Source organism: Actinomadura sp. NPDC048955 (assembly GCF_040649435.1).
In the GTDB taxonomy this organism is placed as follows: Bacteria; Actinomycetota; Actinomycetes; order Streptosporangiales; family Streptosporangiaceae; genus Spirillospora; species Spirillospora luteofluorescens.
The window spans coordinates 1-14872 of the sequence record NZ_JBEZJI010000097.1; the positions used below are offsets into that span (position 1 = coordinate 1).

General features: G+C 66.3%; 15 protein-coding genes. 12 read left to right on the top strand and 3 right to left on the bottom strand.

The features are described 5' to 3' along the window. Window positions 1-651, bottom strand: a 651-nt coding sequence (locus AB0C84_RS43330; RefSeq protein WP_361078007.1) for an arginase family protein, incomplete at its 3' end; no start/stop codon positions are given. Then, window positions 648-1688, bottom strand: a complete 1041-nt coding sequence (locus AB0C84_RS43335) for an alpha/beta hydrolase-fold protein (RefSeq protein ID WP_361078010.1) — start codon at window positions 1686-1688, stop codon at window positions 648-650. The genes AB0C84_RS43335 and AB0C84_RS43330, both read right to left, overlap by 4 nt. Before the next feature lie 111 nt (window positions 1689-1799). Here AB0C84_RS43335 and AB0C84_RS43340 point away from each other — a divergent pair, with 111 nt between their 5' ends. Continuing rightward, window positions 1800-2369: a CGNR zinc finger domain-containing protein gene (locus AB0C84_RS43340; RefSeq protein ID WP_361078013.1), complete on the top strand. Its 570-nt coding sequence runs from the start codon at window positions 1800-1802 to the stop codon at window positions 2367-2369. Here AB0C84_RS43340 and rarD read toward each other — a convergent pair. After that, window positions 2366-3280, bottom strand: coding sequence for an EamA family transporter RarD (rarD, locus tag AB0C84_RS43345; protein ID WP_361078016.1), 915 nt, complete (start codon window positions 3278-3280; stop codon window positions 2366-2368). The two genes, AB0C84_RS43340 and rarD, sit on opposite strands and share 4 nt — an antisense overlap. A 307-nt stretch (window positions 3281-3587) precedes the next feature. Here rarD and AB0C84_RS43350 point away from each other — a divergent pair, with 307 nt between their 5' ends. The 11 genes from AB0C84_RS43350 to AB0C84_RS43400 all read left to right on the top strand — a co-directional run bounded on the left by AB0C84_RS43350 (window position 3588) and on the right by AB0C84_RS43400 (window position 14721). Beyond that, the gene (locus AB0C84_RS43350) at window positions 3588-4529 is read left to right on the top strand and encodes a proline dehydrogenase family protein (protein WP_361078019.1); all 942 of its coding nucleotides are present in this window, start codon (window positions 3588-3590) and stop codon (window positions 4527-4529) included. A gap of 2 nt (window positions 4530-4531) precedes the next feature. After that, window positions 4532-5713 (top strand): Xaa-Pro peptidase family protein, encoded by a 1182-nt coding sequence (locus AB0C84_RS43355; RefSeq protein ID WP_361078022.1) that lies wholly within the window; start codon window positions 4532-4534, stop codon window positions 5711-5713. Window positions 5714-5780: 67 nt separating this feature from the next. Further along, on the top strand, window positions 5781-6938 hold the full coding sequence (locus AB0C84_RS43360; protein WP_361078024.1) for an aminotransferase class V-fold PLP-dependent enzyme: 1158 nt from the start codon (window positions 5781-5783) through the stop codon (window positions 6936-6938). Beyond that, window positions 6935-8131, top strand: coding sequence for a hypothetical protein (locus AB0C84_RS43365; RefSeq protein WP_361078027.1), 1197 nt, complete (start codon window positions 6935-6937; stop codon window positions 8129-8131). Before AB0C84_RS43360 ends, AB0C84_RS43365 begins: the two co-directional genes overlap by 4 nt. 74 nt (window positions 8132-8205) lie before the next feature. Beyond that, complete coding sequence (locus AB0C84_RS43370) at window positions 8206-9117, top strand: arginase family protein (protein WP_361078030.1); 912 nt, start codon at window positions 8206-8208, stop codon at window positions 9115-9117. A gap of 65 nt (window positions 9118-9182) precedes the next feature. After that, window positions 9183-10064 carry a LysR family transcriptional regulator gene (locus AB0C84_RS43375; protein ID WP_361078047.1) on the top strand — a complete coding sequence of 294 codons (882 nt, stop codon included), beginning with the start codon at window positions 9183-9185 and terminating at the stop codon, window positions 10062-10064. An 18-nt stretch (window positions 10065-10082) separates the two neighbouring features. Continuing rightward, window positions 10083-11006 carry a LysR family transcriptional regulator gene (locus AB0C84_RS43380; RefSeq protein ID WP_361078033.1) on the top strand — a complete coding sequence of 308 codons (924 nt, stop codon included), beginning with the start codon at window positions 10083-10085 and terminating at the stop codon, window positions 11004-11006. A gap of 173 nt (window positions 11007-11179) precedes the next feature. Then, on the top strand, window positions 11180-12088 hold the full coding sequence (locus AB0C84_RS43385; protein ID WP_361078036.1) for an ABC transporter substrate-binding protein: 909 nt from the start codon (window positions 11180-11182) through the stop codon (window positions 12086-12088). Next, the gene (locus AB0C84_RS43390) at window positions 12085-13023 is read left to right on the top strand and encodes an amino acid ABC transporter permease (protein ID WP_361078038.1); all 939 of its coding nucleotides are present in this window, start codon (window positions 12085-12087) and stop codon (window positions 13021-13023) included. The genes AB0C84_RS43385 and AB0C84_RS43390 overlap by 4 nt, the downstream gene beginning before the upstream one ends. Further along, window positions 13020-13817, top strand: a complete 798-nt coding sequence (locus AB0C84_RS43395) for an amino acid ABC transporter ATP-binding protein (RefSeq protein WP_361078041.1) — start codon at window positions 13020-13022, stop codon at window positions 13815-13817. The genes AB0C84_RS43390 and AB0C84_RS43395 overlap by 4 nt, the downstream gene beginning before the upstream one ends. 58 nt (window positions 13818-13875) lie before the next feature. Beyond that, the gene (locus AB0C84_RS43400) at window positions 13876-14721 is read left to right on the top strand and encodes an SDR family NAD(P)-dependent oxidoreductase (RefSeq protein ID WP_361078044.1); all 846 of its coding nucleotides are present in this window, start codon (window positions 13876-13878) and stop codon (window positions 14719-14721) included. The last annotated feature ends 151 nt before the right edge of the window (window positions 14722-14872 follow it).

Genomic DNA, 14872 nt, shown 5'->3' on the forward strand with positions numbered 1-14872 from the left:
CTCGGCGGCGAGTGTCTCTCTGATCACGCGGAGGGTGCCCGCAGGGTCACTGATCCACTGGCTCGCTGGTGCCACCACGGCCAGTACCTCTCGGGCCCCTTCGAGTCCTTCGTCGTCATCTCGACAGCCAATGTGGATGGCATGTTCGGGAGCGAAGTAGGGGGACAATCCCTGAATGTCGGAGACGGCCGGCAGGTGCAGGCCGACGGCGGCGGCAAGGTCCTCACCGGCGACACTCGCGCATCGGTCGGAGTTGCCGGGGTGGCGGAAGTCGGTGTGACCGTCGATGTGAACGAGGCCGTAGCGACCCCTGCGGGACAGTGCAACTCCCGTGCCGATCAGCAGACTGCAGTCGCCGCCGAGGATGAGGGGCGCACGGCCACGGTCGATGATCGCATCGATGCGGTCGGCCAACCGGATCGCGTGGTCGACGAGAGCTTCCTGGTTGCGGACTCGACCTGAGCCGGGGATCCAGTCATCGACGTACCGTCCCGCGAGGACGACGCCGGCGTCCTGGGCACCACTGCGGAGAAGCCGGGAGTACAGGCCGGCTTCGCGCAACGCCTCGGGTGCCTTGGCGCATCCGGGGACACTGGTCTCCTGCGGTGGACGCAGACCGAGGTTAGTTGGGGCGGCAAGGATAGAGATCATTGCGGGTTCTCCGTCACGAGGTGATGGGTCAGGTACTCGATCGCCTGCGGGTAGCGGTACTCGATGCCGCCGTGGGTGCCGTCGAACAACTCGAAGTACACGCGCTGTGGCGAAACGCCGGCGTCGGTCACAGCCTGGTGGAATGCCGCCGCAGCGTGGTCGAGATAGAACTCGTCATAGCGCCCTGCGTCGATCCAGATCGCCCGCATCGATCTCAGCGCCTCGGCACGTTCCGCAGCCATCCGGACCGGATCCCACTCCAGCCAGCGATCCCAGATCTCGGGGATGAGCCGACCGGTCTTCGGATCGAACGGCACGTGCACGGTGCCGTCGGGATCGGAGGAGTACGCCGCCGAATAGCCGTAGACCTCGATGAGCAGCTCGTCGAGCCGGTGCTGGAGCGGGACCTCGCAGTTTCGGAAGTACTCAAGGAAGGCCTCGTACGACCCGCCGAACTCGTCCCGCAGCCGCCTGGTCAACTGCGGGAAGACCGATACGTACGAGGTGTCGAAAAGCGCGTCGCCCGCGTGCGTCGCGAAGCCGCCAAACAGGTCGGGCCGCAGCATGGCCGTCACCATGGATCCGTATCCGCCGCTGGACTTCCCCGTGATCGCACGGCTGTCGCGGTGCGCGATGGTCGGATAGTGCTCGTCGACCCACGTCACGATCTCCTCACACAGGTAGGTGTGGTAATCGCCGATCGCCGCCGAGTCGAGATACTGGCTCCCGCCGTAACCGGTCCAGGCGTCCACGTACACGACCAGCGCAGGCGCCACGTCATCGCGCGCGAAAAGGGCGTCGATCAGTTCGGGGAGCGTCCGGCGGAACGGTGTCCTGTTGCGCCACATGGCGATGGTCCCGCAGTAGCCCTGGATGACGTAGATCGTCGGGTAACGGGTGTGGGTTCCATACCCCGGCGGGGTGTAGACCCACAGCGGTCGCTCGTGCGGATCGCCCAGTGGATTCCCGAGCAGTGCCTCGCTCGTGATGACGTGCTCGCGCAGGTCACCTTTGAGATCTTCGGACCATGGCGGCATACGGCCTCCCCAACTCTGCTCCAACTAACCTGTGAAGACGTTAGGCGGTTAGCAGTTTGGGCGTCAACCGGTGAACGGGTTTGTTGGTTAGAGTGGTCTGTGGAGGACCGCATGCCAGAACTTCCCCCGTCGATCCGGCCCATCGTCGACTTCCTCAACACCGTCGATGTCGAGGACGGCACCGACGTGTTCAACGACGGTCCCGCGGCCCTGGCGGACTGGCTTGTCGAGCAGGGGCTGTGCCCCTCCCTGCCCGTCGTGACAGCGTCCGACCTCCAGGCGGCGATCGACCTCAGACGCGGGCTCCGCGGCCTGGCACTCGCCAACAACGGAGAACGGTTCGACCTCGACGACGTACGGGCCGCACAGATTGTGCTCGCCTCCCTGTCCTTAACGATCCGCCTGCCGGCCGACGCAAACTCGACACGGACCGGACCCGTTCTGGCCACGGACAGCGACGGATCAGTCTCCGGTGCCCTCAGCCAGATCGCCGCCGCCTATTTCACCGCTTTTGTACGGGGAGAGTGGTCGCGAGTACGGCGATGCCCCGCACACGACTGCGCCTGGGTTTTCTGGGACGCCTCCAAGAACGCGTCCCGTCGGTGGTGTTCGATGCGCGTGTGCGGAAACCGCACCAAAGTGCGGGCGTTCGCCAACCGTCAAGGGTCCCGACCTAGTTAGCCCCCCACTTCCGCCATTCCTGTCGACTCGCCCGACACAGTGGTTTGCCGCTTCGCGCGTGCGGCACGCAGCCCGTCCGCACTGAGGACGGCCAACGCGATCCAGACGAGTACGAAGCCGGCCCAGCGGCTCGCTGGCATCTCCTCGTGGTGGACAAGCAGCCCGATCATGAACTGCAGCACCGGTGCCAGGTACTGCATCATCCCGAGGACGGCGAGCGGCACCCTGGTCGCGGCGGAGTTGAACAGCAGTAGCGGAACCGCCGTGACCAGCCCGCCGCCGGCGAGCAACGCCGCGTGCGCCGGCCCGTGTCCGGCGAATGTCTGATGCGGTGCGAGCAGCGCGTACGCCAAGGCGGGCAGGAACAGCACCGCCGTCTCCATGGTCAAGCTCTCCAGTGAACCGGTGGCAGCGAACTTCTTGACCATGCCGTACGTGCCGAAGCTCCCCGCAAGACACAGCGCGATCCAAGGCACCCGCCCATAGTCCAGAGCGAGGCTCAGCACAGCGATTACACTGATTCCGATCGCGATCCACTGCCAGTGGCGAAGCCGTTCGCGGAAGATCAGAACGCCGAAGACGACACTGACGAGCGGGGTCATGAAGTAGCCCAGTGCGGCTTCGATCGTGTTGCCGCTGGTAACGGCATAGATGAACAAGCCCCAGTTGACCGTGATGAGCAGCGCGGCCAGCGTGAGCAGCGCGAGCCGCCGAGGCCGCAGAGTCCGGATCCAGTACCAGCGGCGATGGACGGCCAGGATCGCCAGCACGGCGACGAGCGACCACATCATGCGGTGAACGAGGATCTCGATGGCCCCGGCCGGCTTCAGGAGCGGCCAGTAGAGGGGGTAGAGACCCCACATCAAGTACGCCGCTATTCCGGACGTGATGCCACGACGGGCTTCTGACACAGCGGCACACCCTAACTACGCACCCAGGAGTGGACGATCCAACGGTGACTTCGCGATCACGCCGGTCGGCCATGGCAGGACGACATGCGGACGGAACCGGCCCGACCGGGCCGGTAGAACGCCAGGCTGGAGCAGCCGGTCCCCCCGGCCGCGCCCCTCTTCCTTGGCGGAGACCGTACCTCCGAACGGGCAAGCGACCGCTGGATCCGGTTTCACTATCGCTAATCCTCCTCATCAGAACTGCTGAAAACATCAATTGCCGCCCCGGCATAACGTGCATTGAGTTCTTCAAGAGGGGCGGTAGGAGATGCCAGCAGGCGATGCCTTCGATCGGATCGGCCGAGCCGCGTTTCGTTCGCTCATACTCTCGGCGACGAAGCACCCGCGGGTCCAAGCGGTCGCCGCGCGGCACGGCCTTCGCGCCGGCGCGAACCGCTTCGTCGCGGGTGAGTCGCCGAGCGACTGCCGACCAGTACTCGAGCGGCTGCATGCCGACGGCATGCGGACCTACGTGATCGCGTTGGGCGAGGCGGTCCACACCACCGAACAGGCGGTCATAGCAGCCCGGCTCTACGAGAGCCTGGTCCCAGAGGTCACCACCTGGGGCCGGGAAACGACCTTCTCCATCAAGCTGACGCATCTCGGGCTCGAACACGATCCCGAACTCGCCTTCCAGAACGCCCGGCGTATCGTCGGCCTGGCCGCCAAGCACTCGGCATTCGTACGGCTGGACATGGAACACTCCGCCGTCGTCGACAAGACCCTCACGATCTACCGCAGGCTGCGTGCGGACGGTCTCGACAACACCGGAGTGGTGCTCCAGGCATACCTGCACCGTTCGGTGGACGATCTCATCAGCCTGCTTCCTCTCGAGCCGAACGTACGCGTGGTCAAAGGCGCCTACCTGGAACCGCCGGACGTCGCCCTTCAACGCAAGAGCGATGTTGACGCCGCCTACCGGCAGTTGGTCAGAACGGCCCTGACGTACGCCCGGTTCACCGCGGTCGCGACGCACGACGTCCAGGCGGTGCGGACCGCGATCGCGGTCGCAGCCGAGCAAGAATCGGATTTCGAGTTCCAGATGCTGTACGGCGTCCGGTACGACCTAGCCCGTCAACTCGTCGCCGCAGGCCACCCGATGCGGATCTGCGTCCCGTTCGGCGAGGACTGGTTCGTGTACTTCACCCGGCGGCTCGCCGAGCGGCCCGCCAATTCCCTTTTCCTGCTGCGAAACCTGATGAGGCGATGACAATGGTCTATCTGAATTTCGATGTAGCCGGGGAAGCGTGCCGAGGCCGCTCGGAAAAGCTCTGTGCGGAGCTTCCGGCGGGCAGCGTCGCAGTCGCTGGATCCGCGGCGAACGTTCGCTGGCTGACCGGCCTCGCCGGCGTACCCCACACCTACTACGGCCGCGGCGCACTGAACGTCCTTGTCGGCGCCGGATCGGCCTGCCACGTCGTGGCACCCGCATCCGAGTTGGGCTGGATCTGCGAGGTGTACGACCGTCGTCTGGTCCATCCCTACGGCAGATTCGTGTACCGCGGCGATCAGAGCCTGCTCGGTGGCCCGACCGCGGCCGAGGGCGGTCTGACGGCCGCCGAGGCGATCCTCAACGCCCTGCACGAGCTGCCGAGTACCGGCCGTCTCGTCCATGACGGACACATTTCAGGCGATGTCCTCAACGTGGTGTCAGACGCTCGACCGGATGTGTCGCTCGTCGCCGATCCCGCGGCTTTCGTCCGAGCTCGCAGGGTCAAGGACGGCTACGAGATCGACTGCCTGCGGAGGGCGAACCTCATCTGCGAGGCCGCGCTCGAAGCCGCGCTCGAAGCCGCCCGGCCGGGCATGACCGAACGCGAGATGCTGCGGGTGCTTCGGCGGGTCATGGTGGAGCACGACGCTCACCCATTGCTGAGCGCCCTGGGGTTCTCCGAACGGGGAGCCCTGGTCGACATGCCGGTATCCGATCGGGCGCTGCGCAGCGGGGACGTCATCCGGTTCGACATCGGCTGTTCCGTCGAGGGCTATAACGCCGATATGTCGAGGACCGCCGTGTTCGGTGCGGTCGACCCGGAGCTGGCGGACCTGCACGCTGCCCTCGTTGCCGCCGAACAGGCGGCCATCGACGCGGTCCGGCCGGGCGTCCAGGCCGGGACGATCTTCGAGGTGGCGGTGCACACGGCCCGCTCGACGGGCGTGCCCGATTTCGACCGGACACACTGCGGCCACGGCATCGGACTTGAGATCTACGAACCACCTGGGGTGACCCGGGGATCGACCGACCTCGTGCAGCCGGGCATGACCATGTGCGTCGAGCTGCCCTACTACCTCCTAGGCCGGGCGGGTCTGCAGATCGAGGACGCCATCGTCGTCACGGAGACGAGCGCCGAGCGTCTCGGCGGCCTCCCACAGGAGCTATTGACGGCCGGATGAACGCGTCCGGATCCAGGAGAGCACATCGATGAGCGAATCGAGTACGAGCATTGACGCGGAGGTCGCGGTGCTGCGGGCCGACACACCGGGGTGTGCCGCGCTCCTGCACGCGAACAATGCCGGATCCTCCCTCCAGCCGCGGCCGGTCATCGACGCGGTCCTCAACTACCTCGCCCTTGAGCAGGAACTGGGTGGATACGAGGCGGCGATCGAGTCGGCGGCCGCGATCCAGAACGTGTACGACGACCTCGCCCGGCTGATCGGCGCCTCCACCCGCCAGATCGCGATCACCGACAGCGCCACGAGAGCATGGAACCTCGCCCTCGCCAGCGTGCCCTTTCGTCCCGGTGATCGGATCCTGACCTCGGTTGCCGAGTACGCGAGCAACTACCTGGCCTTCCTCCAGCTTCAGGAGCGGGTGCCCGTCACCGTCACCCCCGTGCCCAACGACGAGTCAGGACAGCTGTCGCTCCAGGCTCTGACCGACCTCATGGACGACCGTGTCCGCCTCGTCGCGGTCACGCACGTTCCGACCAACGGCGGCCTAGTGAATCCCGCCCAGGCCATCGGGGAAGTGGTCGCCGGCAGTCCCGCTCTCTTCCTGCTGGACGCGTGCCAGTCGGTTGGGCAGGTGCCGATCGACGTCACGGCCCTCAAGGCTGACATGTTGACGACAACGGGCCGGAAGTACCTGCGCGCTCCCCGGGGGACCGGATTCCTGTACGTCGGGGACAGGGCGTTGCGCGAGCTCCGTCCGCCTCTGTGTGATCTGTTCGGAGCGAAATGGACGAGCAGGGACGCGTACACGTTGCGCGATGATGCCCGGCGCTTCGAGCTGTACGAGTCGAACCTTGCCTCGACGCTGGGCCTGGGCGCTGCGGCCCGGTACGCGATGGACATCGGCGTGGAGCGTATCTGGCACCGGATCCGGAAGCTCGCGGATCGGCTGCGGCAGGCGCTGGACGCCGAGGACGGTATCACGGTCGTCGACCAGGGGGACGTGCGGTGCGGAATCGTCACCTTCACCGTGCGCGGCATCGACCCGGCCGAACTGGCCGCCGACCTGCGCCCGAAGAGGATCAACATCTGGCATTCGTCGGTGGAGTCCACCCGCCTCGACATGGAGCAGCGGAACCTGCGATCGGTGGCGCGCGCGTCCGTTCACTGTTTCAACACCGAGTCGGAGCTCGATCGGCTGGTCGAGGCGATCATGGTGGCCCGATGACGCCACCACCCGGCCTGCGGCTCGGCGATCCGCAGATTCGCTACCCCGTCGCAGCGTTGAATCTCGACGCGGTGCACCACAACGTCCTGGAGATGGACGGGTACTGCCGGCGGCAGTCGGTCCTGATCGCCCCACATGCCAAGACCACGATGGTGCGAGAAGTCGTGTCGCTCCAGCTCGAGATGGCTTCGACCTGGGGCCTGACCGTCGCGGACGCCGTTCAGGCACGGCTTTCGGATGACGTAGGAGCCCAACGGACCCTCATCGCCAATCAACTCGTCGAAGCCGATGACATCGCGTGGGTGGCCGAGAAGACCGCGAGCGGCCGGGCCTTCCTGTCTCTCGTGGACAGCGTGGACGGTGTACGCCTGCTCGATGCGACGCTGTCGGCCGCGTGGCGCGGTACCCGGACGGCGCCGAGGCATCCGGTGTTGATGGAGGTCGGGTATCCAGGAGGCCGATGCGGCACCCGCACATGGGACGACGTCCAAGCGGTGGCGGATGCCGTGGGCTCGTCCCGGTGGCTTGAGCTACACGGAGTCTCAGGATTTGAAGGCTTGTTCGCCACCGCCCGAGACCGGGGCGATCTCGGGCAGGTGGATGCGTACCTGCGCCGGCTCGGCAAGGTCGTTGTCCGCCTGGCCGACCGCTGGGGTGTACGCGGCCCGGCATCAATCGTGTCGGCCGGAGGCTCTTCCTACTTCGACCGGGTCGTGGCCGTCTGCCGACCGGCGATCGTCCACACAGGCGGACGTCTGATCCTGCGCAGCGGTTGCTACACCGTCCACGACCACGGTCTGTACGCCCAAACGTTCCCGGGCGCGCGAGCGGAGGATTGCCCGGATCTACGGGCCGCCGCCACGGTGTGGGCGCGCATTCAATCGCGTCCGGAGGCAGGTCGCGCCGTCGCGGCGGCAGGACGGCGGCATCTGCCTTCCGACGCCGGGTTCCCGGCGCCGATCGGGATCCGTTACCGCGACGGCAGGCCAGGCCCCTGCCCGCCCGCGACCCGAGTGGTAGCGCTCAGCGACCAGCACCTGCATCTGGATGTTCCGCCGGAGGCGGATCTCAGGGTCGGCGACGTCCTACCGTTCGGTGTCTCGCATCCGTGTGGTCTTTTCGACCGCTGGCGGTCGCTGACCGTGGTTGACGATCAGAACCTTGTCACGGGTAGTGTGCGGCCGACCTTCTGACCTTCTCATCCTGCTAACAACGTCGTTAAGCAACAGCGGAACCGGCCGGCGCCGGGTGACGCGAGACTGCGATCATGCGAGAGGCTTCCGGACCGGTGTCACCTCGGCAGTGGCTCATCATCGGCGCACCAATGGACGGATCCGGCACCGACCGAGGGGAGGCCAGCGCACCTGGGGCGCTTCGCAACGCCGGTCTGGTGGCGCATCTCAGCGCCGTCGATTTCGGCGATCTTCCCGTCGCGATCAGCGATGCTCGCCGGGACCCTTCGGTCGGAATCATCGGATACCAGCAGCTCGTGCACGGAACGAGCGTGATCGCGGACGCGGTGAGCTCGGCGCTGCACGCCGGATGGCGTCCGTTCCTCATCGGTGGATGCTGCTCCATCCTGCCCGGAGCCCTCGCCGGCATGCGGCGGCACAACGGCCCCGCGAAGCTGGTCTTCGTCGACGGCCACCTGGACCTCTTCACGCCGAGCGATACCCGCACGGGAGAGCTCTCCGGCATGGCTCTGGGGGCAGTCACCGGATACTGGCCCGCACGGCTCACCCCCATCTCCGGTGTCACGCCGCTCGTCGAACCAGCCGACGTTCTGGCCTTGGGCGACGCGGACGCGCCCCGCCGGCGGGTATACGGCGCCGCGGAGGCGGCGACCGCGATCCCGGATGCTCACGTCTTCGACGCGAGAGCGATCTTGTCCAGTGGCCCGGCGTTGATCGCGGAACGTGCTGCGGCAATCATCGACCAGGACGACACGCTGTTCTGGATGCATGTGGATGTCGACGTCCTCGACGGCTCGCTCAGGCCGGCCGTGGGCTACGTAGTCGACGGCGGCATCGGCTGGTCCGAGCTGGAGATCCTCTTGAGGACGTTCGCCCACGACCCCCGCCTGGCAGGCATCTCCCTTGCGAACCTCAACGTCAAATGTGACCATAACGGAGAGTTCATCGACCGGCTGACCAGCCTACTTGCCGCGATTCTCACCTGAAGGGAGCAATTTCGATCATCGATCGGACGCCTCGCCAGTTCCACTCCAGGCTCAACATCCGCCGCCTGGCGATGCTGCTCGAGATCGGCCGTCATGAGACGCTGACCGCCGCGGCGGTTGCGCTCCGATACTCCCCTTCCGCGGTGAGCCAGCAGTTGAAGGTCCTGGAACACGAAGCCGGCGTTCCCTTGGTCGAACGCAGCGGAGGGCGGATCCGGCTCACCGCCGCGGGGAGGCTCCTCGCGGACCACACCGAGGAGATACTCGCCCGGTTGCGTACCGCGGAAGAGCAGGTGCGGGCGGTCAGCCGGCTCGGACACGGCCGCCTCCGGCTGGCGACGTTCCGCAGCGCCGGCGAGTCACTGCTCGTGGACGCCATCACCTACTTTCAAGGGCACTATCCCGCCGTTCAGATCAGCATCGTCGAGGGCGAGCCGGAAGAATACATCGCCGAGCTGCGGCACCACGAACTCGATCTGGTACTCACCTACGATTACGACCGCCTCGCCTTGCCGTTCGACGAGGGTGTCGCCCGCGATCTGATCTGCTCGGACCCCATGCTGGTGGCGGTGCCGCACGGCTTCTGGCCGCGGGACGAGCCGCTGCGGCTGGCCGATTTGTCCGGCGTGGAATGGATCGCCTCGACCCCCGGTAGTGCCGTTCACCGGTTCACCGAGCGCGCGTGTGCGGAGGCAGGTTTCGCACCGTCCATCGTGATGCACACGGACGACTACCACGTGGCGCAGGAGCTCGTCGCCGCCGGCATGGGCGCCACCTTCCTGCCCGCAATCGCCGCGCGTATCCACCATCGCGGAGTGGACGTGTATGAACCGGCCGACGTGTCCCTGAGCCGGCGGATCTACGCGACGTACCGCATCGGAGGGGAGCGGGTCGAAGCGATCGCCGCCATCCGCGATGTGTTGATCTCCCTGGGCTCTGGAGACTGAGCCGGATCGGAGGGGGCCATGCTGGACCTGCACAGGTTGAAGGTGCTGCGGGAGGTGGCGCTCAGAGGTTCCATGAGCGCCGCCGCAGAAGCTCTCGGATACACCCCCTCGGCGGTTAGCCAGCAGATCGCCGCCCTGGAGCGGGAGGCGTCCGCGATGCTGGTCGAGCGCGGCACCCACAGGATCGCGCTCACGGAGGCAGGACGGATCCTCGTCGAGGAGACCCGGTGGATCCTGGAACAGCTGGATCTAGCCGATGAGGAGGTCAAGGCCATCGCCGGTCTGCGCGGGGGACGTCTGCGCATCGCGACCTTCCGCAGTGCCGGTGAGACGATCGTCGCCCGCGCGATGATGGACTTCCACCGCAAGTGGCCGAATGTCGAACTCACGCTGATGTTGGGCGAGCCGGAGGAGTACCTGGGCCGGCTGGCGCGAGGGGAGTTTGACCTCGCGCTGTCGTTCGCCTACGACGGAGTCCCCGTGGCCCCGCCCGTCGCGGAGAACCTTGTCTCGGAGCCCCTCCTCGCCGAGGAGATGATGATCGCGCTCCCGGAGCGGCACCGGCTGGCCACGGCGACGTCCGCCGCCCTCGCCGATCTCGCCAACGAACCCTGGATCGCGAGCACGGCGCGGTCGAGCGTGCACGCCTTCACGACGGTGGCCTGCAGGTGGGAGGGGTTCGAGCCGCGCATCGCGTTCGAGACCGACGACTACCACATCATGCAGGCTCTCGTCGCTGCCAATGTGGGCGTCTCCTTCGTTCCCGCGCTGTCCCGGGAGACGGCCCACCCACGTGTGCGCCTGCTGCCCGTGCGCCCCCGCCCGCCCATGCGGCGCCTTCATCTGATCATCCGGGACGGCGGGCTCGTATCGCCGTGCGTCTCGGAGATGGCCGGGTTGTTGCGAACCGCCACCTGCGGACTCCGTGATCAAGGACCTTAAGTCCGGCTATCAGGAGCGTGAAGACAAAATAAACCCGCTCCTCATCATGACACCATATCTTTTCCGCAAGTCCCAACCGTCGATGAGTCCACCCCGCCGACGCGAATCGCAGAACCCTTCCCACCGGCGACGCAGTGCACTTCGACCCGCGCCGTGAATCCAGGGAGAATGACATGAGATCGATCTTTCACAAGGTACTGATCCTCTGCCTTTCCGGCACGCTCGTCGCCGCTTGTACCGGTGAGCAGCCCGGCTCCGGCAAGGCCGGGTCACCAGCCTCCGGTACGCTGAAAACAGCGGTCAACTCACAGGCCGCCGCCCTGGTCCCCGGAGACGTCAAGGCCAAGGGCACGATCGTCGTCGCCAGCGCGTCCACCAACGCGCCGATGGAGTTCCTCGCCCCGGACGGCAAGACGTTGGTCGGATTCGACATCGACCTCTCCGATGCCATCGCCGGCACGCTGGGCTTGAAGGCGGAACACACGGCCTCGACATTTGATGCGATCATTCCCGCGCTGCAGGCCAAGCGATTCAACCTTGGAATGTCGGGATTCTTCATCACACCGGCACGGCAGAAGGTCGTCGACTTCGTGCCGTATCTCCGGGACGGCTCCGCCTTGGTGGTAAAGGCCGGAAATCCACTCAAGCTCTCGATGGACAACCTGATGAGCCTCTGCGGCCACCGGCTTGCCGGCGAAAAGGGAAGCGTGCAGGGGATCGAGTATCTGCCCGCCATTTCCAAGGACTGTACGGCGAGCGGCAGGCCCGCCATCACCGTGATGATGTTTCCCGAGCTCGACGACGCTCACCTGGCACTGACCGGGGGACGCGCCGACGCGATCATGGAGGACAGCGTCCCGAGCGGCTACCGGGCGGCCAAGTCCAATGGCAGATACGAGGTCGCGCCAGGCGCGACCTACAAGCCTGTGTCGACCGGTATCGCACTGCCCAAGGGTGCTCCGCTCAAGCCCGCGGTCGAGGCCGCGGTCAACGTCCTCGCCTCCGATGGGACGCTGAAGCGGCTGATGGCCAAGTGGTCGATCCCTGACACCGCGCTTCTGCCTCGCACAACCGGGAGTTGATCCACGCGATGACGTCTTCACACGGGGTCTCAGACGCCGCGTCGGCGGATCTGGTCGTCGTCCGGCGCAGACATGCCGGGCGATGGGCGACCACCGCCATCGTCGTGGCCGTCGGCGGGTTGTCATGCTGGTCGGTGCTAACCAACCCGCGGTTCGAATGGCCCGTCGTCGGCCACTACCTCCGCAACATCTCCATCGGACGAGGCCTCCTCGTCACGCTCGAGTTGACGTCGATGTGCATGCTGCTCGGGGTGGTGCTCGGTACCTTCCTCGCGGTCGGGCGGCTGTCACCGAACCCCATCGTGCGCGGGGCGTCATTCGCGTACGTCTGGTTCTTCCGCGGGACACCGGTCCTAGTCCAGCTGCTGTTCTGGTTCAACCTGGCGGCGCTGTACCCGGAGCTGACCTTCGGCATCCCCGGTGTCGCGCTGGACGCCAACCAAATGATCACGCCGATGACGGCCGCGGTGCTGGGGCTCGGCCTCAACGAAGCGGCCTACATGGCCGAGATCGTCCGGGCCGGGATCCTATCCGTGGACGCGGGTCAGGCCGAAGCGTCGGGGGCGCTCGGCCTGACCCGCGCGGAGACCATGCGCCGGGTGATCCTTCCCCAAGCGATGCGGGTCATCATTCCACCGACCGGCAACGAGACCATCGGAATGCTCAAGACCACCTCACTCGTGAGCGTCCTGGCGGTCCCCGACCTGCTGTACTCGGCGCAGACCATCTACGCTCGGACGTTCCAGACCATCCCGCTGCTCATCGTCGCGAGCATCTGGTACATCGCTGTGACCTCCGTGTTGTCGGTCGGTCAGTTCTATCTGGAGCGCCACTACGCACGGGGAGCCAAGCGCCTGCCGCCGACCCCCATCGAGCAACTGCGGAGCCTGCTCGGTATGCATCAGCGGCGCACTGCTCTGGAGAAGCAGTCATGACAGCGAATGACATCACAGAGGTCGCCCCTACCGGAGAGCCCATCGTCCTGGCGGAAGGCGTACGCCATTCCTTCGGTCGGGTGGAGGTGCTCAAGGGTGTCGACCTGCGGGTGTACGCAGGTGAGGTGGTATGCCTGATCGGTCCGTCCGGGTCGGGTAAGAGCACGCTCCTGCGATGTGTCAACCACCTGGAGCCGGTCAGCGGCGGCCGGATATGGGTCGACGGGCAACTGGTTGGCTACCGGCGAAAAGGCAACAAACTTTACGAGCTCAGCGACAAGGAGATCTGTCGGCGACGTGCCGATATTGGCATGGTATTCCAGCATTTCAACCTCTTTCCGCACATGACCGTGCTCGAGAACCTCGTCGAGGCACCCTGCAGGGTGCGGCGCCAGCCGAAACGCGCGGTGGCCGAACGGGCCCTCGACCTGCTCACGCAAGTGGGTCTGTCGGACAAGCGCGACGCGTATCCGGCACAGCTCTCCGGGGGGCAGCAGCAGCGGGTGGCGATCGCCCGGGCGCTGTGCATGCAGCCGAAACTCATGCTGTTCGACGAGCCGACCTCGGCCCTCGACCCGGAACTCGTCGGTGACGTGCTCGAGGTCGTGCGGAAGCTCGCCGAAACCGGCATGACGATGATCGTCGTCACACACGAGATCGGCTTCGCCCGGAGTGTCGCAGATCGGGTCGTCTTTCTCGATGGCGGCCGAATCATCGAGTCCGGGCCGGCGGAAGAAGTGATCATGTCTCCCACGCATGAGCGCACGCAGGCCTTTCTCGCCGCTGTGCGATGACAGCACACCACGTCACCGAACCGAACCCTACGAACGATGCAGGACATGGGAGGTCAGCATGGACCAGTCACTGAACGGGAAAGTCGCCGTCGTCACCGGCGGGGCCGGCGGTATCGGCTCGGCGGTCGCCCGCCGGCTTGCCGCGCTTGGCAGCCGTGTCGCGGTGAATGACGTCGATGAGGCAAGAGCGGCCAACGTCGTTGACCAGATCACCCAGGATGGTGGCACAGCGCGGGTCGCGGCCGGAGACGCTTCGGACGCCGCCACCGTCCAGGAGATGATCGATGGGACGATCGACGCCTTCGGCGGCTTGGACATCCTGGTGAACACCGCAGGGCTGATCGGCCAGGTGCGCCACTTCCTCGACGCGGACGAGGAGTGGTGGGACAGGGTGTTGCGGGTGAACCTCCGCAGCGTTTTCCTCTGCTCACACGCGGCGGCTTGCCACATGGTACGGCAGGGCTCCGGAGTGATCATTTCAACGTCAAGCGGTGGGGCGACCCGTGCGCACCGAGGCGAGGTCGCCTACGACGCGTCCAAGGGCGGCATCGAGGCCATGACCCGCGCGATGGCGCTCGATCTCGGCCCATACGGCGTTCGCGTCAACGCCGTGTCACCGGGGTCGATCAACGTGGCGCCTCCCGGCGCGGTCAGCGAACAGGTCCTCGCCGAGCGCGGAAGGACCGTCCCACTGGGCCGTGTGGGAACGCCCGAAGACCTCGCCGACACGTACGCTTTCCTCGTATCCGACGCCGCCTGGTACATCACCGGGGTCGTGGTGCCCGTAGACGGCGGCATGCTGGCACAGCAGCGGCCTCCCCAGGTGGACATCTTCGGGCTCGACAAGTATCCGGAGGTAGGCCACCTGTCCATCGCTCCCGCCGCAGCCCATGAAGATCTCTGATCAGGGGTGATGGAGCATCGCCGTCCCGGTGACCGCGGGGCACCGGTCTGCCGCAATACCTCCAGGACCGCGTCATCAACGAGCTGAAGACGACGCTCGGCATCGACGAGCAGATGCTGGAGACCGGCGGACTGAAGATCACCACCACGTT